Annotated in this window: 18 protein-coding genes and 4 tRNA genes; 5 read left to right on the top strand and 17 right to left on the bottom strand. The window is 60.5% G+C overall.

What is annotated here, in order from left to right; all coding sequences use genetic code 11:
- The 10 genes from rplJ to M1E10_RS15390 all read right to left on the bottom strand — a co-directional run bounded on the left by rplJ (nucleotide 1) and on the right by M1E10_RS15390 (nucleotide 5878).
- Nucleotides 1-519, bottom strand: coding sequence for a 50S ribosomal protein L10 (rplJ, locus tag M1E10_RS15435; protein WP_029621202.1), 519 nt, complete (start codon nucleotides 517-519; stop codon nucleotides 1-3).
- Nucleotides 520-855: 336 nt separating this feature from the next.
- The gene (gene rplA, locus M1E10_RS15430) at nucleotides 856-1551 is read right to left on the bottom strand and encodes a 50S ribosomal protein L1 (protein WP_499173727.1); all 696 of its coding nucleotides are present in this window, start codon (nucleotides 1549-1551) and stop codon (nucleotides 856-858) included.
- Between the two features lie 2 nt (nucleotides 1552-1553).
- Nucleotides 1554-1985: a 50S ribosomal protein L11 gene (gene rplK, locus M1E10_RS15425; protein WP_499173726.1), complete on the bottom strand. Its 432-nt coding sequence runs from the start codon at nucleotides 1983-1985 to the stop codon at nucleotides 1554-1556.
- A gap of 145 nt (nucleotides 1986-2130) precedes the next feature.
- Nucleotides 2131-2661, bottom strand: coding sequence for a transcription termination/antitermination protein NusG (nusG, locus tag M1E10_RS15420; RefSeq protein ID WP_499173725.1), 531 nt, complete (start codon nucleotides 2659-2661; stop codon nucleotides 2131-2133).
- A 14-nt stretch (nucleotides 2662-2675) separates the two neighbouring features.
- Nucleotides 2676-2876: a preprotein translocase subunit SecE gene (gene secE, locus M1E10_RS15415; protein WP_029621206.1), complete on the bottom strand. Its 201-nt coding sequence runs from the start codon at nucleotides 2874-2876 to the stop codon at nucleotides 2676-2678.
- 193 nt (nucleotides 2877-3069) lie between these two features.
- Nucleotides 3070-3145, bottom strand: a tRNA-Trp gene (locus M1E10_RS15410).
- A gap of 226 nt (nucleotides 3146-3371) precedes the next feature.
- Nucleotides 3372-4547 carry an elongation factor Tu gene (gene tuf / locus M1E10_RS15405; protein WP_499173724.1) on the bottom strand — a complete coding sequence of 392 codons (1176 nt, stop codon included), beginning with the start codon at nucleotides 4545-4547 and terminating at the stop codon, nucleotides 3372-3374.
- Nucleotides 4548-4749: 202 nt separating this feature from the next.
- A complete protein-coding gene (gene modA / locus M1E10_RS15400) occupies nucleotides 4750-5544 on the bottom strand; it encodes a molybdenum ABC transporter substrate-binding protein (protein ID WP_499173723.1) in 795 nt (264 codons plus the stop codon).
- Between the two features lie 152 nt (nucleotides 5545-5696).
- Nucleotides 5697-5770, bottom strand: a tRNA-Gly gene (locus M1E10_RS15395).
- A 23-nt stretch (nucleotides 5771-5793) separates the two neighbouring features.
- Nucleotides 5794-5878: transfer RNA gene (locus tag M1E10_RS15390), tRNA-Tyr, on the bottom strand.
- Between the two features lie 194 nt (nucleotides 5879-6072).
- Between M1E10_RS15390 and rlmB the strand changes: the two genes are divergently transcribed.
- The 4 genes from rlmB to cysQ all read left to right on the top strand — a co-directional run bounded on the left by rlmB (nucleotide 6073) and on the right by cysQ (nucleotide 10713).
- Nucleotides 6073-6945 carry a TrmH family RNA methyltransferase gene (gene rlmB, locus M1E10_RS15385; protein WP_499173722.1) on the top strand — a complete coding sequence of 291 codons (873 nt, stop codon included), beginning with the start codon at nucleotides 6073-6075 and terminating at the stop codon, nucleotides 6943-6945.
- Between the two features lie 132 nt (nucleotides 6946-7077).
- A complete protein-coding gene (cysD, locus tag M1E10_RS15380; RefSeq protein WP_499173721.1) occupies nucleotides 7078-8007 on the top strand; it encodes a sulfate adenylyltransferase subunit CysD in 930 nt (309 codons plus the stop codon).
- Entirely contained in the window at nucleotides 8007-9923 is a 1917-nt protein-coding gene (gene cysN, locus M1E10_RS15375) for a bifunctional sulfate adenylyltransferase subunit 1/adenylyl-sulfate kinase (protein WP_499173720.1), read from the top strand. Before cysD ends, cysN begins: the two co-directional genes overlap by 1 nt.
- Nucleotides 9916-10713 carry a 3'(2'),5'-bisphosphate nucleotidase CysQ family protein gene (cysQ, locus tag M1E10_RS15370; RefSeq protein WP_499177195.1) on the top strand — a complete coding sequence of 266 codons (798 nt, stop codon included), beginning with the start codon at nucleotides 9916-9918 and terminating at the stop codon, nucleotides 10711-10713. The genes cysN and cysQ overlap by 8 nt, the downstream gene beginning before the upstream one ends.
- A 113-nt stretch (nucleotides 10714-10826) precedes the next feature.
- On the opposite strand, the gene M1E10_RS15365 is transcribed toward cysQ, so the two are convergent.
- The 4 genes from M1E10_RS15365 to M1E10_RS15350 form a co-directional block, all read right to left on the bottom strand.
- Nucleotides 10827-11639 (bottom strand): hypothetical protein, encoded by an 813-nt coding sequence (locus M1E10_RS15365; protein ID WP_499173718.1) that lies wholly within the window; start codon nucleotides 11637-11639, stop codon nucleotides 10827-10829.
- A gap of 3 nt (nucleotides 11640-11642) precedes the next feature.
- The gene (locus M1E10_RS15360) at nucleotides 11643-12935 is read right to left on the bottom strand and encodes an MATE family efflux transporter (RefSeq protein WP_499173716.1); all 1293 of its coding nucleotides are present in this window, start codon (nucleotides 12933-12935) and stop codon (nucleotides 11643-11645) included.
- Between the two features lie 570 nt (nucleotides 12936-13505).
- The gene (locus tag M1E10_RS15355; protein ID WP_499173714.1) at nucleotides 13506-14270 is read right to left on the bottom strand and encodes a class I SAM-dependent methyltransferase; all 765 of its coding nucleotides are present in this window, start codon (nucleotides 14268-14270) and stop codon (nucleotides 13506-13508) included.
- Between the two features lie 357 nt (nucleotides 14271-14627).
- Nucleotides 14628-14703: transfer RNA gene (locus M1E10_RS15350), tRNA-Thr, on the bottom strand.
- Nucleotides 14704-14875: 172 nt separating this feature from the next.
- Between M1E10_RS15350 and M1E10_RS15345 the strand changes: the two genes are divergently transcribed.
- Nucleotides 14876-15649, top strand: coding sequence for an NAD kinase (locus tag M1E10_RS15345; protein ID WP_499173712.1), 774 nt, complete (start codon nucleotides 14876-14878; stop codon nucleotides 15647-15649).
- Between the two features lie 126 nt (nucleotides 15650-15775).
- Here M1E10_RS15345 and prfB read toward each other — a convergent pair.
- The 3 genes from prfB to M1E10_RS15330 form a co-directional block, all read right to left on the bottom strand.
- Nucleotides 15776-16907, bottom strand: a protein-coding gene (gene prfB / locus M1E10_RS15340; RefSeq protein WP_499173710.1) for a peptide chain release factor 2 whose coding sequence is annotated in 2 segments (ribosomal slippage) — nucleotides 15776-16837 and nucleotides 16839-16907 — 1131 coding nt in all. Because the reading frame shifts where the segments join, the coding sequence is not laid out codon by codon here.
- 102 nt (nucleotides 16908-17009) lie between these two features.
- On the bottom strand, nucleotides 17010-19466 hold the full coding sequence (locus tag M1E10_RS15335) for a penicillin-binding protein 1A (RefSeq protein ID WP_499173708.1): 2457 nt from the start codon (nucleotides 19464-19466) through the stop codon (nucleotides 17010-17012).
- Nucleotides 19467-19710: 244 nt separating this feature from the next.
- On the bottom strand, nucleotides 19711-20949 hold the full coding sequence (locus M1E10_RS15330) for an N-acetylmuramoyl-L-alanine amidase (protein ID WP_499173706.1): 1239 nt from the start codon (nucleotides 20947-20949) through the stop codon (nucleotides 19711-19713).
- Between the last annotated feature and the right edge of the window lie 403 nt (nucleotides 20950-21352).

The following is a 21352-nucleotide window of genomic DNA, read 5'->3' as shown; positions in this document are numbered from 1 at the left end:
TTAAGCGGCTTCGTCCTTCTTGGCGTAGGCTGCGAACACGCGAGCAAGCTGAGCTGCCGGTGCCTGAACAACGCCTGCGATGCGCGTGGCAGGCGTCTGGATCATGCCCAGCAGCTTTGCGCGCAGCTCGTCCAGCGAAGGCAGGGTCGCAAGCGACTTGACTGCATCTGCGCTGAGCGTGGTTGCTCCCATGGAGCCGCCCAGGACAACGATCTTGTCGTTGGTCTTGGCGAAATCCATGACGACCTTCGGAGCGGTGATGGGATCTTCGCTGTAAGCGATGAGCGTCTGACCCTTGAACAGGTCCGACATCCCTTCCGACTCCGTGCCCTGAAGAGCGATCTTGGCCAGGCGGTTCTTCGCGACTTTGACGGTGCCGCCAGCAGCACGCATTTTCGAACGAAAATCGTTCATTTGCGCAACTGTGACACCAGCATAGTGGGCCACGACAACCGAACCGGAAGCCTTAAAGACTTCGCTCAGCTCCGTGACGAATTCGCGTTTTTCCGCTCTTTCCACTGTCTGTCTCCAGTTGACGGGACCGCAATCGTGCAGGCCCCATCGGTTTGCCTTTTGCCCCTAGGGATCTTTTCTTCAAGATCCCAAGCGACGCTTGAGGATCCTGCCCCCTCGCACTGTCACCTCAACGGCTCCAGGCACAAGGCACACAAGGCTCGAACCGATCACCGGAAGCCTGAGCTTCCTAAAATCGGGTCTTACCCGTCTCATGCAGGCATATATTAAGGCCGGAAGGCCGCCCACAATCTCGGACAGGAGTTCCAGGTTTCCCTGGAAATTCCCGGCCCCTGAGGACCGGGAATTCATTCACCCGGGCAAAACCCGGGAATCACGTGGTCAGACCGTAACGGTCGACGGATCGATCTTGACGCCTGGGCCCATGGTCGAGGAGATGGCCACGCGCTTGACGTAGTTGCCCTTCGCACCGGCCGGCTTTGCCTTGACGACGGCGTCAGCGAAAGCCTTGATATTTTCTTCCAGCGCCTTGGCGTCGAAAGAGGCCTTGCCGATACCGGCGTGGATGATGCCGGCCTTCTCGACGCGGAACTCGACGGCACCGCCCTTGGAAGCCTTGACCGCACCGGCCACGTCCATGGTGACCGTTCCAACCTTCGGGTTCGGCATCATGCCACGCGGGCCGAGAACCTTACCGAGGCGACCGACGAGCGGCATCATGTCCGGAGTGGCGATGCAGCGATCGAAATCGATCTTGCCGCCCTGGACGATCTCGACCAGATCTTCCGCACCGACGATGTCAGCACCGGCAGCCTTGGCTTCATCGGCCTTGGCGCCACGTGCGAAAACGGCAACGCGAACGTCACGGCCCGTACCGTTCGGCAGATTGACGACGCCACGGACCATCTGGTCGGCGTGACGCGGGTCAACGCCGAGGTTCATGGAGATCTCTACGGTTTCGTCGAACTTGGCTGTCGCCCGTTCCTTGACCAGCGAGATGGCATCCGTCAGTGCGACCAGCTTGGTCGGATCGATGCCTTCACGAATCTTCTGAAGACGCTTTGCAACCTTGACCATGATCAGCCCACCACTTCCAGGCCCATGGAGCGGGCAGAGCCCTCAACCATCAGCATTGCGCCTTCGATGTCAGCAGCGTTCAGATCCTTCATCTTGCCTTCGGCAATCGCGCGGACCTGCGCCTTGGTGATCGTCCCGGCGTTGCCGCCCTTGCCCGGCGTCTTCGAGCCGGAGGTGATCTTGGCTTCCTTCTTCAGCCAGTAGGTAACCGGCGGCTGCTTCATTGCGAAGGTGAAGGACTTGTCCTGGAAGTAGGTGATGACGACCGGGATCGGCATGCCCTTTTCCATCTCCTGCGTGGCGGCATTGAACGCCTTGCAGAATTCCATGATGTTAATGCCACGCTGACCAAGCGCCGGGCCGATTGGCGGGGACGGGTTTGCCGATCCTGCCTTGACCTGAAGCTTGAGCTGGCCTGCAACTTTCTTAGCCATTACTCTCTGCCTTTCTACTTAGACCGGTTTCCCGGCCACCTGTGCCGGCACGGGGCCGGCGGCTGCGGTTGCGTGGTGCGTCTGAACAAGCCCGGCTAAGGCCGCCATTCTCCCACGCGATTCGGGAAGTTTCCTTCCCTGCTGCTCAGACCTTCTCGACCTGAGCGTATTCAAGCTCGACTGGCGTGGCGCGACCAAAGATCGAAACTTCGACCTTGAGGCGTGAACGCTCTTCATCGACATCCTGTACAGTGCCGTTGAACGACGCGAACGGACCGTCTGAAACCCGAACCTGTTCGCCGATTTCAAAGCTGATAGACGACTTCGGCCGCTCCACACCTTCCTGGACCTGGCCCAGAATGCGGTCCGCCTCGTAATCGGGGATCGGAACAGGCTTGCTGTCGGACCCCAGAAACCCGGTGACCTTCGGCGTGTTCTTGATCAGGTGGTAAGCCTCGTCCGTCAGGTTCGCCCGCACCAACACGTAGCCGGGGAAGAACTTGCGCTCCGCGTCGACCTTGCGACCGCGGCGGACTTCGACAACCTTTTCGGTCGGGACAAGGATCTTTTCGAAGAGATGAGAAAGGCCCTTCTGACGCGCCTTGTTCTCGATATCCTCGGCAACCTTCTTTTCAAAATTCGAATATGCGTGGACGATGTACCAACGCGCCGCCATCTTCATCTCCACAATCAATTGCCGACGTTCAGCACGAGGCCCATCAGCCAGCCGATAAGCTGGTCAGCAGCAAAGAAAAACAGAGCAGCGAAAATAACCATCAAGAGGACCATCGCCGTCGAGATCATCGTCTCACGACGCGACGGCCAGGTAATTTTCGACGCCTCTGCGCGAACCTGCTGCAGAAACTGAATTGGATTGGTTTTGGAAGCCATCTATGTCCACGCCATTACGGCACGTAAAGCTGATAATGCTCAGCCCCACGCGCCGCGTGTCTGTTTCGCCACTACATAAACATCCCTCCCCTCTTTCACAAGAGGGAATCGATGCTCGATGAAATTCGTCGACCAGACGGCCGACAACCCGGCCCCTCAACATCGCAGCGACCCGTTCGCGCGACAGAAAGACTGGCAGGGGCAGCCGGGCTTGAACCGACGACCTGCGGTTTTGGAGACCGCCGCTCTACCAACTGAGCTATACCCCTTTAGAGATTCCCGCCGCGCAAAGCGCCACCGGAACAGGCGGCTTCATATTCATTTTGCGGAGCGATGACAAGCGTTATTCCAGCAAAAACCACTTGGCAGGGGAGTTTCTTGCGGCTCAGGATGTCACCGGCCGGTGGCGTACCCTGCCCGCCTGAAGTATCCAGAAAACAACAAAGCCCCGCCGTTTCCAGCGGGGCCTTGTCTGCTCCCTTTCGGGAGATCAGCTTACGTGACGATCGACGCGACGATGCCGGCGCCGACGGTGCGGCCGCCTTCGCGGATCGCGAAGCGCAGCTTTTCTTCCATCGCGATCGGGTTGATCAGCGTCACCTTGACGGTGACGTTGTCGCCCGGCATGACCATTTCCGTGCCTTCCGGCAGTTCGACGATGCCCGTCACGTCCGTCGTGCGGAAGTAGAACTGCGGACGGTAGTTGGTGAAGAACGGCGTGTGACGGCCGCCTTCTTCCTTCGTCAGGATGTAGGCTTCTGCCATGAACACCGTGTGCGGCTTGACCGAACCCGGCTTGCACAGGATCTGGCCACGCTCGACGCCGTCACGCTGGACGCCGCGGATCAGCGCGCCGATGTTGTCGCCGGCCTGGCCCTGGTCGAGCAGCTTGCGGAACATTTCAACGCCGGTCACCGTCGTCTTCGTCGTGTCGCGGATGCCGACGATCTCGACTTCCTCGCCGACCTTGACGATGCCACGCTCGACGCGGCCAGTCACAACCGTGCCGCGGCCCGAGATCGAGAACACGTCTTCGATCGGCAGCAGGAACGGCAGGTTGATCGGACGCTCAGGCGTCGGGATGTAGTCGTCGACCGCTGCCATCAGCTCGCGGATCGCGTCTTCGCCGATCTTCTTGTCGGAATCTTCCAGAGCGGCCAGAGCCGAACCCTTGATGATCGGAATATCGTCGCCCGGGAAGTCGTAGGACGACAGAAGCTCGCGCACTTCCAGCTCGACGAGCTCGAGAAGCTCGGCGTCGTCGACCTGGTCGACCTTGTTGAGGAAGACAACGATTGCCGGAACGCCAACCTGACGGGCGAGCAGGATGTGCTCGCGCGTCTGCGGCATCGGGCCGTCGGCGGCCGAGCAGACCAGGATCGCGCCGTCCATCTGGGCAGCACCGGTGATCATGTTCTTGACGTAGTCGGCGTGGCCGGGGCAGTCGACGTGCGCGTAGTGACGAGCAGGCGTCTCATACTCGACGTGGGCCGTCGAGATGGTGATGCCGCGTGCCTTTTCTTCCGGTGCGGCGTCGATCTGGTCGTAGGCCTTGTATTCACCGAAGTACTTCGTGATCGCGGCCGTCAGCGACGTCTTGCCGTGGTCAACGTGACCAATCGTGCCGATGTTGACGTGCGGCTTGTTGCGCTCAAACTTGCTCTTTGCCATTGAATGCTTCCTGTGGACATGGATGTGGGACCCGCGCGCGGGTTTGGTGTGGCCGTTTAAGGCTTTCCCTGAGAATGCGCAAGACATAAATGCCGGATGAACCGGGCCGGCGGCCCGCACCGGCTGCCCCGCTTCCGGAGGCCGCCGTCCAGTGAGCCGTCTCTGCGTCGGACCTCATTGGGAACGTCGCGATCCGGATCGCCTAGCGGTCGCCTCCCAGCACCTCGAACCCCTCCGCCTCGAAGAAGGGTCTTGCTTCCGCGGACTTCAGGAACGTGAGGTAATCGGCAGCGGCAGGATTGCCGGCGTCCCGCAGCAGGGCGACGGGATAGACGATCGGTGGATGGGATGTTTCAGGGAAGATCCCTACAATTGCGACATTTGGATCGGCCGCGGCATCCGTCCGGTAGACGATTCCGTAGGGCGCCTCCCCTCGGGCGACATACTGCAAGGCTGCGCGCACATTTTCGGCGCCTGCGACCTTTGCTGAAACCGAGGACCAGACGCCAAGGGTCTCAAGTGCCGCCTTGCCGTATCTGCCGGCGGGCACCGAATCAGGCGTCGCCATGGCCAGTTTGCCATCGCCGACCAAGGCTGCCAGGTCGAACCCCGGCCTGATATCAACCGTGGGCGCTCCCCTTGCTCCGATCAGGACGATCCGGTTGCCGACGAGATCTGTGCGGCTCGCCGCATCGATCAGGCCCTGGGCGGCGAGGTAGTCCATCCAGTCGAGGTCGGCGGAGATAAAGAGATCGGCCGGAGCGCCGGCTTCAATCTGCCTGGCGAGCGCGGAGCTGCCCGCATAGGATATGGATGTCGCGACACCACTGTTCTCCGTCCATGCGGCGCTGGCTGCATCCAGAGCATTCTTCATGCTGGCAGCGGCAAAGACCGTCACCGGCTGTTGCGCGACGGCGGCGACCGGCAGAAAGACGAGAAGAGCGAGGCTCGCCGCCAGCCTCGCTACGCCTCGACGAGAACGGCTTATCCAGTTCATGGGTGGCTCCTTCGGCCGTGTGTCCAGAGCCGATACCGCTCGACAGAGTGAAGGTCCAGCATGCCATCAAGGACACAGGTCCGCGAGCAGGCATGATCCACGCGTTGTAAAGACAGAGAGACAATCTTCAAGAAGAAGCGAAGCGTGAGGCTTGGAGCGGGTAGAGGGAATCGAACCCTCGTATTCAGCTTGGAAGGCTGCTGCTCTACCATTGAGCTATACCCGCCGGTGGTCGATCCTCTGACGGAATGGTGGAGGGAGTTGGATTTGAACCAACGTAGGCTGAGCCAACGGATTTACAGTCCGTCCCCTTTAACCACTCGGGCATCCCTCCAGGTATCCGTCAGGATCGAGACCAAGCTCTTGAGATCGTGGCCACCGGCTCCGATCTGCGCCGCGTATATGACCGCCCCATGACCGTCTGTCAACACGGCTACCGAGCCAAAATTGTGAAAAATATCATGACAAAGACCACCCGGCACATGCTCGGTCACTAGGCCATCGCCGCCGCCAAGGCTATAAGACGGCATGAGCAAGAACGATAACAACGACAAGTCCGGCCGCGATGGCCATTACGCAACCCTGCGCCGCAACGTGCGCGATGCCAAGCGGGAACGAGGCGAAATTCCGACTCCTGCGCCGCGTCGGCGCGACAAGGCTGCCGGATGGCAACCACCGCAGCTGCAGCCGGATCAGGTTCATCTTTATGGCCTGCACACCGTGCGGGCGGCGCTCGACAACCCGGAGCGCGAGATCATCAAGCTCTCGGTAACTCAGAACGCTTTCGCACGGCTGGAGCTGGCGGAGCCGGACACCCTCCCCTATCCCGTCGAGATCGTCTCGCCGCAGGACATCGACAAGATCCTTGGACCGGACGCGATCCACCAGGGCGTGATGGTCGAGACCCGGCCGCTGCCCGTCCGGCGGCTGGAGGCCCTGAAGGAGAGCCCGCTGCTTCTGGTTCTGGATCAGGTGACCGATCCCCACAACGTCGGTGCGGTCATGCGCTCGGCAGTGGCCTTCGGCGCCGGGGCGCTTATCACCACGCAGAGACATAGCCCGACGGAGTCGGGCGTGCTCGCCAAATCCGCGTCCGGCGCTCTCGAACTCATCCCTTATATCCAGGTCACCAATCTGGCCAATGCGCTGGAAGAACTTCATGCGCTGGGCTTCCAGACCATCGGCCTCGATTCAGAAGGCCCCGCGCCCCTGGAAGGGGCTCTCTCCAGCGACAAGATCGCTTTGGTGCTGGGCTCCGAGGGCAAGGGCCTGCGCCAGAAGACGCGAGAGACGGTTAAAACCCTTGCCCGACTGGACATGCCGGGGGCGATCAAGTCGCTTAACGTCTCGAACGCCGCGGCCATAGCCCTTTACGCAAGCCGGCAGCACCTCACCCGCTGAGGCCGCCGGGGTCCGCGAGTTGGCGGGCCCTGATCCGAACCAGTGCCCTCTGCCTGGTTTGCTGATTTCTTATTTCGCACCTGCAATATAATTTCGTTGCTTTCATTGTAGAACACGATTTAATTCTTCCCAATGTCGTGTCTCTGGTTGGAGAGTGTTGCCTTGGATTTAACCCATCTTCAGCGTCTGGAATCAGAGGCTATTCATATCTTTCGCGAGGTGGCAGCAAACTTCGTTCGGCCGGTGATGCTGTATTCGGTCGGCAAGGATTCGTCGGTGATGCTGCACCTTGCCCGAAAGGCCTTCTATCCGGCCAAGCCGCCATTTCCCTTCCTCCACGTGGACACCACCTGGAAATTCCGGGAGATGATCGAATTTCGGGACCAAGCGGCAAAAGAGCTCGGCTTCGACCTGATCGTGCACATCAATCCGGACGGCCTGGCACAAAACATAAGCCCCTTCCAGCACGGCTCCGACACCCATACCCATATCATGAAGACGCTGGGACTGCGGCAGGCGCTGGACGCCTACAAGTTCGACGCTGCCTTCGGCGGCGCGCGGCGGGATGAAGAAAAGTCCCGCGCCAAGGAGCGGATCTTCTCGTTCCGCAACAGTCAGCACGCCTGGGATCCAAAGACTCAGCGGCCCGAGATGTGGAAGACCTACAACACCCGCATCAATCCCGGCGAATCGATCCGCGTCTTCCCGCTCTCGAACTGGACCGAGCTCGACATTTGGCAATACATCCTGAAGGAGGACATCCCGATCGTTCCTCTTTATTTTGCCAAGCCGAGACCCGTGGTCGAGCGAGACGGCATGCTGATCATGGTCGACGATGATCGCATGCCGATCGGGCCGGATGATCGCATCGAGGAGAAGCTGGTCCGCTTCCGGACGCTCGGATGCTATCCGCTGACAGGTGCCATCGAGTCCGACGCCGTCACCATCGAGGATATCGTTGCCGAAATGCTCGTGGCGCGAACCTCCGAGCGCCAGGGCCGGATGATCGACAAGGACGAATCAGGCTCCATGGAGAAGAAAAAGAAGGAGGGGTATTTCTGATGGATGCCACGTTACAAGAGCCCCTCTCCTCGGTCGCCGAATATCTGGGACAGCAAGAAACCAAGTCGCTTCTGCGATTCCTGACCTGCGGTTCGGTGGACGACGGCAAGTCGACCCTGATCGGGCGTCTTCTCTATGACACCAAGCGCATCTTCGAGGACCAGCTGGCGGCGCTGGAGCGCGACAGCGTCAAGCACGGCACCACTGGCGACGACATCGACTTCGCACTGCTCGTGGACGGCCTGGAGGCGGAGCGCGAACAGGGCATCACCATCGATGTCGCCTACCGTTTCTTTGCCACCGAGAAGCGCAAGTTCATCGTGGCCGACACGCCCGGTCACGAGGAATATACACGCAACATGGCAACCGGCGCCTCGACGGCGGATCTCGCGATCCTGCTGATCGACGCGCGGCAGGGGATCCTGCCGCAGACAAGACGCCATTCGCTGATCGCCTCCATGCTGGGCATCAGGCACGTGGTGCTGGCGGTCAACAAAATCGATCTCGTGGATTATGACGAAGCCGTCTTCCAGCAGATCGTCTCAGATTACGCCGAGTTTTCAGCCAGCCTGGAATTTGCGAGCGTGGTGCCGATCCCGATGTCGGCCCGCTTCGGCGACAATGTGATACACCGCTCGGCGCACATGCCCTGGTACCAGGGGCCGACGCTGCTGCAGCATCTGGAGACCGTGGCGGTCGACAACGATTATCTCGACAAGCCCTTCCGCTTCCCCGTTCAGTATGTTTCCCGCCCGAACCTCGATTTCCGCGGCTTCGCCGGGCAGATCGCCTCGGGCAAGATCGCCGTCGGCGATCCGGTTGTGGTGGCAAAATCTGGCAAGCTGTCGCGGGTCAAGGATATCGTGACGATGGACGGGTCGCTCACCGAGGCCCGCGAGGGCCAGGCAGTGACGATCGTGCTGGCGGACCAGGTCGAAGTCTCACGCGGCAACATGCTGGCAACACCGGAAGAGCGGCCGGAGGTTGCCGACCAGTTTCAGGCGCGCGTCATCTGGTTTGATGCCAACCCGCTCATTCCAGGCCGCAGCTATGTCCTGCGGACCGAATGCGAGAGTGTGACGGCCAATATCACCAGCCTGAAGCACAGCATCGACGTTCACACGTTCGCACACACGGCCGCAAAGTCGCTGGCGATGAACGAATTCGGCGTCTGCAATCTGTCGCTGCAGTCCCCAATCGCCTTCGACGCCTACAAGGACAACCGGATCACCGGCAACTTCATCCTGATCGACCGCTTCACGAATGCGACGGTCGGCGCCGGGATGATCGATTTCCCGCTGCGCCGCGCCCAGAACATCCACTGGCAGGCGCTGGAGGTGAGCAAGCGGTCGCGGTCCGAGCTGATGCACCAGAAGCCAGCCGTGCTGTGGTTTACCGGCCTCTCCGGATCGGGCAAGTCGACGATTGCCAACAATCTCGAAAAGCTGCTGCACGCCAGCGGTCGCCACACCGTCATGCTGGACGGCGACAACGTTCGCCACGGCCTCAACCGCGACCTCGGCTTTACCGATGCGGACCGGGTGGAAAACATCCGTCGCGTCGCGGAGGTCGCAAGATTGATGACCGAGGCAGGTCTCATCGTGATCGTCTCCTTCATCTCGCCGTTCCGTTCCGAACGACAGCTGGCGCGCGACCTGATGGAAGCCGGCGAGTTCATCGAGGTGTTCGTCGATACGCCGCTGGAGGAATGCGTGCGCCGTGACCCCAAGGGGCTCTACAAGCGAGCGCTTTCCGGCGACATCCGCAACTTCACCGGGATCGATTCGCCCTATGAGCCGCCGGAAAGCCCGGAAATCCACCTCAGGACGGTTGGCGCGGATCCGGAACTGCTGGCAGTGCAGCTCCAGACATACCTGGAACAGCAGCGGCAGACACTTGATGACGACCATGCTTGAGATCTTCGAACAGGCAGCGCTGGCGGCGGGAGCCGCCATCATGGAGGTCTACCGCGCCGGCGCGACGGTCAGCACCAAGGCCGATCACTCGCCGGTGACGGAGGCCGACGAGCGCGCCGAAGAGATCATTTTAACGCATCTGCGCCGGCATCTTCCGGACATCGCCGTGGTGGCCGAGGAATCGGTCGCAGCCGGTCGCGTTCCGGAGGCCAGTAACCGGTTCATCCTCGTCGACCCGCTCGACGGCACGAAGGAATTCATCGCCCGGCGCGACGAGTTTACCGTCAACATCGCTCTCGTCGAGGGCGGCGTACCGGTCGCCGGCATCGTCTATGCGCCAGCGCTCGGCGTCGCCTATGTCGGCGATCAGACCGGCGCGTGCCGCATGACGATCGGTGCCGATTTTACCGTCGAGGAGCGACACGCCATCGCCGCGCAGCCGGTTGCCGAGCATCCGGTTGCCGTCGCAAGCCGCTCGCACAACACGCCCGAAACCAGCGATTTCCTTGCCTCGGCAAAGGTCTCCGACGTCTGCTCGATCGGCTCTTCCCTGAAATTCTGCCTGCTGGCCGAAGGCAAGGCCGATGTCTATCCCCGCTTCGGACGCACGATGGAATGGGATACCGCTGCCGGAGATGCGGTGCTGCGCGGCGCCGGAGGATCGACGGTGACGCTCGACGGCAAGCCGCTCGCCTACGGCAAGCGACAACAACTCCACGACAGCGACTTCGCGAACCCCCATTTCATTGCATGGGGGCAGCGGGATGGGGATGTTTATCGTCAGGCTTGACTGGCGGACAATGTACTACGCGAGTCTTCAGACGACCCTGCCTGCGTGACCAGGCATCATCGTCTGCGCTTACCTCAATCCTACTGCTGGAACGATGATGTCTGCTGCAACGCTCAAGCAGACTGAGCTCCGCTACCGATCTTTCCACTCCTGAAAGTGAAGCTCTTCTTTTCAGCGGAGCGGGCGTCGATATTATTGACAATAGGCTCAGAGCATTCGAGATCAAGATGGCGAAGGATCGCGCCAATGGCGGTCTTGCGCGCCGCATGAGATCCGCCTCCCCTCGAGCCGACGATATCCTCGAAATTAAGAACAAGGGATCCGCCGGCTCCGTGGTTTTCGGCCCACCCCATGAACCGCTCGCGAAGTTCATTGGTTCCTACAAGGGCGGCATCGCCGGGGAAACGGGGAGGAATGCCCTGGCGCACTGCCGCAAGCCGCTCTTCATCCGTCTGGTAATCCTCCATGAGGCGTCGATGCATGAAATGCCGGCGCAGCCCCTTGATGTAGTAAAGCGTGGACCGCTCGACATCTTCCGGTTTTCTCGTGACGAAGATCGTCTTGAACCCCATCTCCTTCGCGACCTCATAGAGTCTAGGGTGCCAGGGAAGATGAGCGGTCGCAATTTGTCCGGGCCGGACAGTCGCCAGCATGCGCCGGAACTGTTCGATATCGGGCTGGAAAACCTCGATCGGCGCCACGGCCTCCGGACCCTTGTGGATATCCCACATCTCTACGTGCAGCCGTGACTGCATCAGTCCCGGCACCTCTTCGATGATCGCGGTGGCAAGATGTGTCCCGGCTTTCGGGATCGAATTGATGAACACCTTCGGCCCCTGGCGCCAGACCATGGAGCGGGCATAGGCCCGGTAGGTCTTCAGCAGAAGAAGCCGCAAGGTCGCATTCTGGAAAAAGTGCTTGGACACGGGTCAGTCCTTCATGTTGGAAGTGCGGTAGAGCTTCAGGATCTGCCAGCCCTGGCCCGAAAAAATGAGGGCTGCGCCGGCAAGAGAGGCCAAGGCGGCGCCTTCCGCACCCATCCTGTCGATCAGGACGAGGTTCAGGCCGGCGTTGAGCGCGAGCCCGAGAAGGCTGAAAAGACCATAGGAACGGCCTTTGCCGTTGGCAATCAGAAGGCTGGCGCAGGGTATCGAAAGCGCCGTCAGGGTCTGGACGAGGGCCAGAACCTGTAATGTCGGCCCCGCAGGGGCGTATTGCGCCCCGTAGGCGAGCGTCATGATCTCGTTGGAAAACATGAAAAGCACAACGCTTGCCGGTACTGACGTCGCCAGTGCGAAGACGCTCGACAGCCGGAATGCCCGCCACATGTCTTTTAGCCGGCCGGAGGCATGCATCTCGCTCAACATGGGTGTCATGACCGTCATCAGCATGACCTGGGGAAACGTCACCAGATACGTCAGGCGGTAGGCGGATCCGTAGTAGCCGGTCTCCTCGAACCCGGCTAGGGGGCCGAGCATCAGGATGTCCATCCGGTCCATGATCAGCTTCGAAAGGAGACCGAGGAGAAGTGGAAAGGCCATCGCCATCCAGACCGCAGGCTGGCCCTGCGCCGGGGCATCCCAGACGTCCCTCGGCGTGGCACGCCAGAGCGCCACAGTGGCAGCCGCCGCCGCCAAGGCTGTCGAGATGGCCAGGAGGATGACGGCGTGCCAAGCATCTGCGACCGCGCCGATGGCCAGTGCTGCAATCAGAATGAGCGGCGGAATCCCCTCATCGAGCAGGATCCCGAGTGCAGGGCGACGGGCGCCGGCGAGCTGACTGCGACGGGCAAGGTTGATTGCACTGGGGATGATCAGCACCACGGCCATCCCAAGTCCGATGGCGACCTCCGAACGGGCGCCGGGAAAAAGCGCCAGCGAGGCGACGATGGCGGTGGCGAAGACAGCAGCCGAGATCACTACGATATCGCCCCAACGCAACAGCGACCGCAGCGCCGACCAGTCTTTTTGCGTACGAAACGACGGAATGAGCCGCGACATCAGCATTGGCCAGCCTAGGCCGGCGGTCTGCGCAATCAACATCGCGCATCCAGTCGCGAAGGTAAACTGCCCGTAGCCTTCCGGCGACAGGTGCCTCGCCACCAGGATCGTCATCACGAAGATGAGCAGACGGGTGGTTATTCCTGCGGCGAAGGTACTGAAAATGGCATGGGAGGAACGAGCCTTGGCAAGGATCGGGCCCATCACGTTAGATAAATCCATAGGCACCATCGTCCCCGCACCACCGACTTCGGCCCATGTGAGTTTCTTCCTTCGCACTGCACACGCACTATACCCGAACCAGCTTCGAAAGCATCATCGGCGCGTGCTGCATGGTAAATTTTCGATTTGACGACAACAAAGTTTCACACGCCCGTATTTCGCGTCTAAAGCGCAGAAAAACCATATGCTTAAATATCACGCCCTACCTCATAGTCGGTAGCGCATGTATAGAACGACAGCGGATAATAGAAGTGCGAATTTGAAAAGCCACGCATTATTGATGCGAAATACACGACGGTGGGGTTCGACACAGTTGCGTTGCATTCAGGACGGCGCTTGCCACAGCAAGGCAGTCATCCGTTGCTTCAAAGATTTGGCGGATACAGATCCGGAGTTACGATCGACGCCGTCACGGATTCGGTGAATTCTTCTGCAACTTCCGGCCGGCACCACGATCGGCCTGCAACCTTTGTTTCAGACGATCAGTCAGAGCTTCCTCTAATTCATCTGCCAGGCAGGCCTCGGTTCGGTCAACATCGAACAACCTCGCCCATGACGTCCACCCGCCCGTCATTTCCTCCTCAAGAATATCATGAGAGTGGCACCAAATTGGCGCGGCACCACACCTGAAAGGGCGTTGGCCATTTTCCAGAGCATGAGCGTTGAGCCGAAATACGCGGGCTCTGCATCGTGGGTGTAGACATAATGTTCCCACTGCCTGGGATCAAAATGGCGTTTCAGATCGCTCGGCGTATTGAGAAGATAGGTGGTCGGGAAAACATCCTCCGATTTTCTGGTCGGCTGCGCACGTTTCAGCACCGCCTGATGAAACCGCTCAGGTATCAGGCGCGCAGCAACGCTGATGTAACCGTATTTATTGGGGGTCCTGGCACAGAGCCAACCTCCCGGCTTCACCACGCGCAGAGCCTCGGAGGCGAAGGCCGCCGGATCAGCGACATGCTCAAACGTGTAATCCGAAAATGCGACATCGGCGCTGGCATCGGGCAAGGGAAACACCCCATCAACGATCACATGCGCCTCGTCGAGCGATTCATTCGTCAGCACCACCGGATCGACATCGAGCCCAATGACCTTGGCGACCTTGCCGCGAAAATTACTTAGCGAAGCCCGGTATGAGTTTAGATCGTCCACATGGGTTCGGCCCCTGCCCGCCCCTATGTCCAGGACCACGGAGTCCCGGTTCACCAGTGCGTTGATCCGCTGATAAAAGTGAACGGTTCCATCCACCCTTGAGAACCCACCAGCGACAACTTCCGGGTACATCTTTCGCTTGGTCTGCTCGACCTTGCTTTCGCCCACCAACAGCTCATTCATACCTGCACCAAACCCCGGTTTTGCGCCAAACTTCGTGGCGACAGCGATCGTCTAGTTAGACTAGTTGCACCCAAGCCTGACAAACATGCGTGCGCTGCTTAGAGTGTTACCACACAGTATTCTTACATACTCTTATATCCCTTGGCCCGGCCTACAGATTAGTGAGCTTTCATCGCGACGCAACAGAATATTTTCTCTCGAAACGCAATTAAAACTGTCGTTTGCGGCCTGCTCTATTGTCTTATACGGAATGCACCTGAAGCCGAGCTTTCCGCTGCACACAGATGCGCCCGCAGCGATAAGGAGCTGCAGCAGAGCGAAAAAGTTTGGATGGGCTATAGCCGCCAGGAAATATATTGGTGCCCCCGCCAAGGTTCGAACTCGGGACCCCCTGATTACAAATCAGGTGCTCTACCAACTGAGCTACAAGGGCATTGCCAATGCCGTCGAGTTACCAGATTCTGCTTTCCTGTAAAGGGGGAAAATTGTCTTCTGACCAGATCCTTTGCCCCCCGAGGCCGCCAGCGCAGTACCGGATCATGCGCAAAGCGCTTGTCTTGAAAGGATTTTTCCGGGTAGGTATGGCCGCGAAACCGAGGCGATCCATGTCGAACCCAGCCAAGTCCCTCTCTTTTTGTGCGTCCTCCGCCCCGGAGGCGCTTGCTGCGCGCAGAGAGCTGATCGGCATTTATGGAAATGTCTCAGCCCATGACGCCGACGTTGTCGTTGCGCTGGGGGGTGACGGCTTCATGCTGCACACGCTGCATAGCACGATGAGCTCCGGCAAGCCGGTCTATGGCATGAACTGCGGCTCCGTAGGCTTTCTGATGAACGACTACCGTACCGAGAACCTGCGGGAGAGGGTCGAGGTGGCGGTGGAAAACACGCTGCACCCGCTGCAGATGACGACGACAAACGAGGATGGCACGAGTTCCATCGCGCTGGCCATCAACGAAGTCTACCTGTTTCGGCAGTCCTACCAGGCCGCCAAGCTGCGCGTCGAGATCGACGGTAAGGTGCGGCTCGACGAGCTGATCTGCGACGGCCTGATGATCGCGACACCGGCGGGTTCGACGGCCTACAATCTGTCGGCCCATGGACCGATCCTGCCGCTGGAGGCGCCGCTGCTTGCGATGACGCCTGTCAGCGCCTTCCGGCCACGCCGCTGGCGGGGGGCCCTCCTGCCCAATCAGGTGCGCGTCGACATCCACATTCTGGAGCCCGACAAGCGCCCGGTGAATGCCGTCGCAGACAACATGGAGGTGAAGTCGGTGCTGCATGTGCAGATCGCCCAGTCCCAGGAGATGACGGCGCGTATTCTCTCCGATCCCGACCACTCCTGGTCGGACCGCATCGTGGCCGAGCAGTTCAACAACTGAGACAGCAAACTCTGCGCCTAGTGCAGGTCCAAATGGCGGCGAGTGTCGGTTCAGCGCAGTTGACCCGTAGAATGCAAAAGAGCGGCCGCGGCCGCTCTTTTCGTATCGTCGTCCGGTTCAATGCTATCAGTCGACGTCGTCGATCCCCGCGTCGGCCTTGCCGCTGATCCGGTGCGCAAGCGCCGCTTCCATGAAGGGGTTGAGGTCGCCGTTCAGGACGTCGTCCGGCGCCGAGCTCTCCACCCCGGTGCGCAGGTCCTTGACCATCTGGTAGGGCTGCAGCACGTAGGAGCGGATCTGGTGACCCCAGCCGATCTCGGTCTTGGAGGCCGCTTCGGCATTGGCCGCCTCTTCCCGCTTCTTCAACTCCGCCTCGTACATGCGGGCGCGCAGCATTTCCCAGGCCTTCGCCTTGTTCTTGTGCTGCGAGCGCTCCTGCTGGCAGGAAACGACGATGCCAGTCGGGATGTGTGTGATGCGCACGGCCGAGTCGGTGGTGTTGATGTGCTGGCCGCCGGCACCCGAGGCGCGGAAGGTGTCGATACGGCAGTCGCTCTCGTTGATGTCGATGTTGATCGAGTCGTCGACGACCGGATAGACCCAGACCGAGGAGAAGGACGTATGCCGGCGTGCGTTGGAATCGTAAGGCGAGATCCGGACGAGGCGATGCACGCCCGACTCCGTCTTCATCCATCCATAGGCGTTGCGGCCCTTGATCATGATCGTCGCGGACTTGATGCCGGCTTCTTCGCCGTCATGCATTTCCAGGATCTCGACCTTGTAGCCGGCGCGTTCGGCCCAACGCGTGTACATGCGCAGCAGCATGTTGGCCCAGTCCTGGGACTCGGTGCCGCCGGCGCCGGAATGCACTTCCACATAGGTGTCGTTGCCATCGGCTTCGCCCGAGAGCATTGCTTCGACCTGCTGGCGATCCGACTCGGCCTTCAAGGTCTTCAGGGCGTCCTCGGCATCCTTGATGATGCTGTCGTCGCCCTCTTCCTCGCCCATCTGGATCAGCTCGATGTTGTCGTTCATCTGCTGCTCGAGGCGCTTGACGCCGGCGATGCTGTCGTCAAGCTGCTGGCGCTCGCGCATCATCTTCTGCGCCTCTGCGGCATCGTTCCAGAGGTTGGGATCTTCTGCCTTGTTGTTCAGCCAGTCCAGCCGTCGTACCGCCTGATCCCAGTCAAAGATGCCTCCTCAGCAGGCTTATGGCCTGCTTGATTTCGTCGACGACGCCAATGATTTCAGCCCGCATGGGTATTTCTTACTCTCGCTTGATTGGAAGACGGGGTGGACATAGTTGCGCCGGTCGCGGATGTAAAGGCCGCGCCGGCGCAAGGGTGTCCCTGGATTTCGGCTAGAAGAGGCCGGCCGCGCCGGATGTGACGGCCTGCTGCGCCTGCGGAGAGGTTTGAAGAATCTCTTCCGGTGGCAGGTATTCGCCCTCGCCGATCACGGCAAAGACGTCGGCTGGGCCGGTTCCGGGCTTGAAGGCTTCCACGATCGTATCCGGTTCGCCTTCGAAGGCCATCATGCCCGTCGTCCGGTTGACCGGAATGAACTGCATTCCTTCGGGAACAATGAACTTCTCTGCCGGCAGATGCTTGACCGCCTTCTCCATGAAGTCGGCGAAAATCGGGGCGGCAAGCCCGCTGCCGGTGCTGCCGCGGCCAAGTGGTGCGGGCGTGTCGAAGCCGATATAGACGCCGGCCACAAGGTTCGGCGTGAAGCCGACGAACCAGGCGTCCTTCTCGTCGTTCGTGGTGCCGGTCTTGCCGGCGACGGGACGATCCGAGATGTTGATCTTGCCGGCAGCAGTTCCGCGCTTGACCACGCCTTCCATCATCGAGGTGATCTGATAGGCGGTCATCGGGTCAAGGACCTGCTCACGGTTGTCGACCAGGACCGGCTCCTCCTGCCCTGACCATACTGTCGCGTTGCAACCGTCGCAGGTGCGCTCCTCGTGGCGGAAGATCGTATTGCCATAGCGATCCTGAATCCGGTCGATGACGGTCGGCTTGATCTGCTTGCCGCCGTTGGCGATCACGGCATAGGCGGACACCATGCGCAGCACGGTCGTCTCACCCGAGCCGAGCGACATCGCGAGCACCGGCAGCATCTTGTCGTAGATGCCGAAGCGCTCCGCATATTCCGCGACGAGCTCCATTCCCATGTCCTGCGCCAGTCGCACCGTCATCTGGTTTCGCGACTTCTCGATGCCAAGGCGCAGCGTCTGCGGGCCAGCCGATCCGCCGCCATAATTTTCCGGCCGCCAGACCTCACCGCCCGATACCATTTCGATCGGCGCGTCGAGGATGACCGAAGCCGGCGTGTAGCCGTTGTCAAGTGCCGCTGCATAGACGAAGGGCTTGAACGAGGAACCCGGCTGACGCATTGCCTGTGTCGCGCGGTTGAACTCCGACTGGGCATAGGAGAAGCCGCCGGCCATGGCCAGCACGCGGCCGGTGTTCGGGTCCATGGCGACGAAACCGCCCTGCACCTTCGGCGGCTGGCGCAGGCGATAGCTGCCTTCCTCGTCGGCGATCGGCTCGACATAGACGACGTCGCCCGGCTCGAGAACGCCTTCCGGAGACTTGGCCGTCTTGCGCTCGCCTGCGGCGTCGCGGTAGGCCCACTTCATGTCTGCAGCCTTGATCACGCCCGTCTTGCGCGTTTCATCCACCTTGCCGCCAGCATCCGTTAACGGCTGCAGCCCGATATCGACTTCCTCGCTCGAGACCGCGATCACCACCGCAACCTGCCATTCCGGCACATCACGGAGGCCCGAAACCTTGGCGAGCTCCGGACCCCAGTCGCCGCTGACGGCGAGCTTGGAGACGGGGCCACGGAAGCCACGCCGCTCGTCGTACTGGACAAGACCATTATGGAGAGCCGCACGGGCCAGAACCTGGAGTTCCGGATCCAGCGAGGTGCGAACCGAAAGGCCGCCTTCATAGAGCGTGTCGTCGCTGTATTTCTCGATGATCTCGCGGCGGACCGCTTCGGCAAAATACTCGGAAGCCGCAAGGTGCGAACCACCGGTTCTGGGCTTCACGCCAAGCGGCTGCTTCTTGGCCTCGTCCGCATCGGCGACCGTGATATATCCATTTTCGGCCATCCTATCGACGACCCAGTTGCGGCGCTCAACGGCTGCCGCCTCGCGACGATAGGGATGGTAGTTGTTGGGACCCTTCGGCAGCGCTGCCAGATAAGCCGACTCGGCGATGGTCAGCTCGGTCACCGACTTGTCGAAGTAGGTCAAGGCTGCCCCGGCGATCCCGTAGGAATTCAAGCCAAAGAAAATCTCGTTGAGATACAGTTCAAGGATCTTGTCCTTCGAATAGGTTTGTTCGATCCGAAAGGAGAGGATTGCCTCCTTCACCTTGCGGTCGATCGTCTGGTCGTTGCTGAGCAGGAAGTTTTTCGCCACCTGCTGAGTGATCGTCGATGCGCCTTCCGGCCGGCGGCCGGACCCGATGTTCTGCAGGTTGTTGATGATGGCGCGTGCCAGGCCTGCCGGATCAACGCCCGGATGGTTGTAGAAGTTCTTGTCTTCCGCAGAGAGAAATGCGGCCTTGACGCGGTCGGGTATCGCCTGGATTGGCAGGAAGAGACGCCGTTCGCGCGCATATTCGGCCATCAACGCACCGTTGCCCGCGTGGACGCGGGTTGCAACAGGCGGCTCGTACGAATTTAGAACCTCGTAATTGGGCAGATCCCGGGAAACGCCGGCGAGATAGATCGCGACGACGACGGCAACGCCCAGAAACAGAACGCATGCCAATCCAAAGAAATACCCAATAAGTCTGATCATATCGAAGCTACCGTTCGGCTTGTCATTCGGTACCAGCACACCATCGCACAATTGGTGCGGTTTTGCACGGCGGATGTCCCTGCGCAAGCAGGCGTAGGCTCAGCAACCGAGTCGCCGTAGCACTTGGCTGCGACTAACGGTTTGAATGTGAGGAAAATAGGGCTCGCGCGCCCTCCTCCCAGCTCCCGCCTCTGTGGGATGTACGTTTCTGCCGCCGGTGTTGCCAACACGCCACCCGCATCACCTAGCCGCCGTTGGCGACAGCCATGTTCTTGTAACGGCCCACGGCGTCGACCAGCAGTCTGCTTACCTTCCTGCGCCAGGCTTCGTCGAGAAGGAGCTTTTCATCATCCACGTTGGACAGGAAACCGAGTTCCAGCAGCACCGACGGAATATCCGGCGCACGCAATACCTGGAAACCAGCATGACGGTGGGCGTTGTTGATCAGGCCGACCTGCCCTTCGAACGAGCTAAGAACGTTCTGCGCCAGGGTCACGGAAAAAGCCTGGGTCTCGCGCCGGGTCAGATCGAGAAGGATGTCTGCGACCTCCGGCGGCTCGTCCTTGAGGCGGATGCCCGCAATCTGGTCGGAAAGGTTCTCACGCGCCGCAAGGTTCTCGGCCATGCGGTCGGAGGCGCGGTCGGAGAGCGTATAGACGGTCGCGCCACGGATGTCCTTCTGGCTGAGAGTATCTGCGTGTAGGGAGATGAACAGGTCCGCCTTTGCCTGGCGCGCAAGCGTCACCCGCTCGGAGAGGGACAGAAACACATCGTCGTCGCGCGTCAGCACGGCGTCGATGCCCTCCTCGCCACCCAGTTCCTCGGCAAGCAGTTTGGCGAATGACAGCGTGATCGACTTCTCCGGGGTTTGCGTCGTCGTGCCGATCGCTCCGGTGTCGATGCCGCCATGGCCGGCATCAATTGCCACGACGAAGGCATCATCATCGTCGACGGCGGCAAGAGGTTCATCGCCGGTAGCCGCGTTGCCTTCCCACTCCTGCCCCTGAACACGCTTGTTGAAGGCCTCGGCCGTCGCCATCTCCGCATCCAGCACCAGACGGAATTCGCCGTTCTCGCCCTCCTGGACCTCGGCAAGGCTCAACTGCACCGGGCGCTTGGCAGTCAGCACGATCCGGGCGCTGGTTTCGTCCATGGCACCGAAGCGGATGTCGTTGAAGAGGCCCCGCGGGGCGAGGTCTTCGTCGGGAAAACCGAATGCCGTCGCCGGAAGATCGACCACCACCCGTTCCGGTGCAGCCACATAATGAATCGAAAACTCAGGCTTTTCGTCGAAATCAATGACGATGCGGGTGCGGGCATCATCACCGGCGATGCGGGCTCCGAAGGCCAGCAGCGGCTTGTCGGCAGCGTGCAGTCCGCTGACGCCCGACAAGGCGACGGCAAAAATCCCTAAAACGGTGCCGCGACCGATTCGCGCGATCAACCGCCTCGGCGCAGAGAAGCGCCCCTTGGTAACCATCATTGCGACGTCGTCCCGCTTGCCGACTTCAATGTCCCCGTCTTTCGTGGGCGCCCGAGCACACATGATTTCGCTGAACGGCGCTTACGAATCAACGGCTTCCACTAGCCTCTTAATTCAATCGAGAATAAGGCGGCACCGGCTTTTCCCTTGCTATTATGTCACAGAAACCATACAAGGCGGTTAAGGACTAACGTGTTGACGGGATAGTCTGCCCGCAGGCTGGCCAGCCCAAAAGGAACCTGGCGCCGAATGTGAGCAGTTCATCCGCCGTCTGTACATTTTAATCCTGATACTCGATCTCATCCGGCGTTGGCCGGACCCATACCGGGTGGCGCGCCACCCAAGCTCACAAAGAGCACCTCCACCGGCCCCTAGAGGCCTAAGATATCGTCGTTCTCGTTTG

Source organism: Rhizobium sp. PK7-22 (assembly GCF_056530405.1).
This window is presented reverse-complemented; position numbering and strand designations above follow the sequence as displayed.

Coding starts and splice junctions, on each gene's coding strand:
- rplA (WP_499173727.1), bottom strand. CDS start 1,551: ATGGTCAAGGTTGCAAAGCGTCTTCAGAAGATTCGTGAAGGCATCGAT.
- rplK (WP_499173726.1), bottom strand. CDS start 1,985: ATGGCTAAGAAAGTTGCAGGCCAGCTCAAGCTTCAGGTCAAGGCAGGA.
- nusG (WP_499173725.1), bottom strand. CDS start 2,661: ATGGCGGCGCGTTGGTACATCGTCCACGCATATTCGAATTTTGAAAAG.
- secE (WP_029621206.1), bottom strand. CDS start 2,876: ATGGCTTCCAAAACCAATCCAATTCAGTTTCTGCAGCAGGTTCGCGCA.
- tuf (WP_499173724.1), bottom strand. CDS start 4,547: ATGGCAAAGAGCAAGTTTGAGCGCAACAAGCCGCACGTCAACATCGGC.
- modA (WP_499173723.1), bottom strand. CDS start 5,544: ATGAACTGGATAAGCCGTTCTCGTCGAGGCGTAGCGAGGCTGGCGGCG.
- rlmB (WP_499173722.1), top strand. CDS start 6,073: ATGAGCAAGAACGATAACAACGACAAGTCCGGCCGCGATGGCCATTAC.
- cysD (WP_499173721.1), top strand. CDS start 7,078: ATGTCGTGTCTCTGGTTGGAGAGTGTTGCCTTGGATTTAACCCATCTT.
- cysN (WP_499173720.1), top strand. CDS start 8,007: ATGGATGCCACGTTACAAGAGCCCCTCTCCTCGGTCGCCGAATATCTG.
- cysQ (WP_499177195.1), top strand. CDS start 9,916: ATGCTTGAGATCTTCGAACAGGCAGCGCTGGCGGCGGGAGCCGCCATC.
- M1E10_RS15360 (WP_499173716.1), bottom strand. CDS start 12,935: ATGGATTTATCTAACGTGATGGGCCCGATCCTTGCCAAGGCTCGTTCC.
- M1E10_RS15355 (WP_499173714.1), bottom strand. CDS start 14,270: ATGAATGAGCTGTTGGTGGGCGAAAGCAAGGTCGAGCAGACCAAGCGA.
- M1E10_RS15345 (WP_499173712.1), top strand. CDS start 14,876: ATGTCGAACCCAGCCAAGTCCCTCTCTTTTTGTGCGTCCTCCGCCCCG.
- M1E10_RS15335 (WP_499173708.1), bottom strand. CDS start 19,466: ATGATCAGACTTATTGGGTATTTCTTTGGATTGGCATGCGTTCTGTTT.
- M1E10_RS15330 (WP_499173706.1), bottom strand. CDS start 20,949: ATGATGGTTACCAAGGGGCGCTTCTCTGCGCCGAGGCGGTTGATCGCG.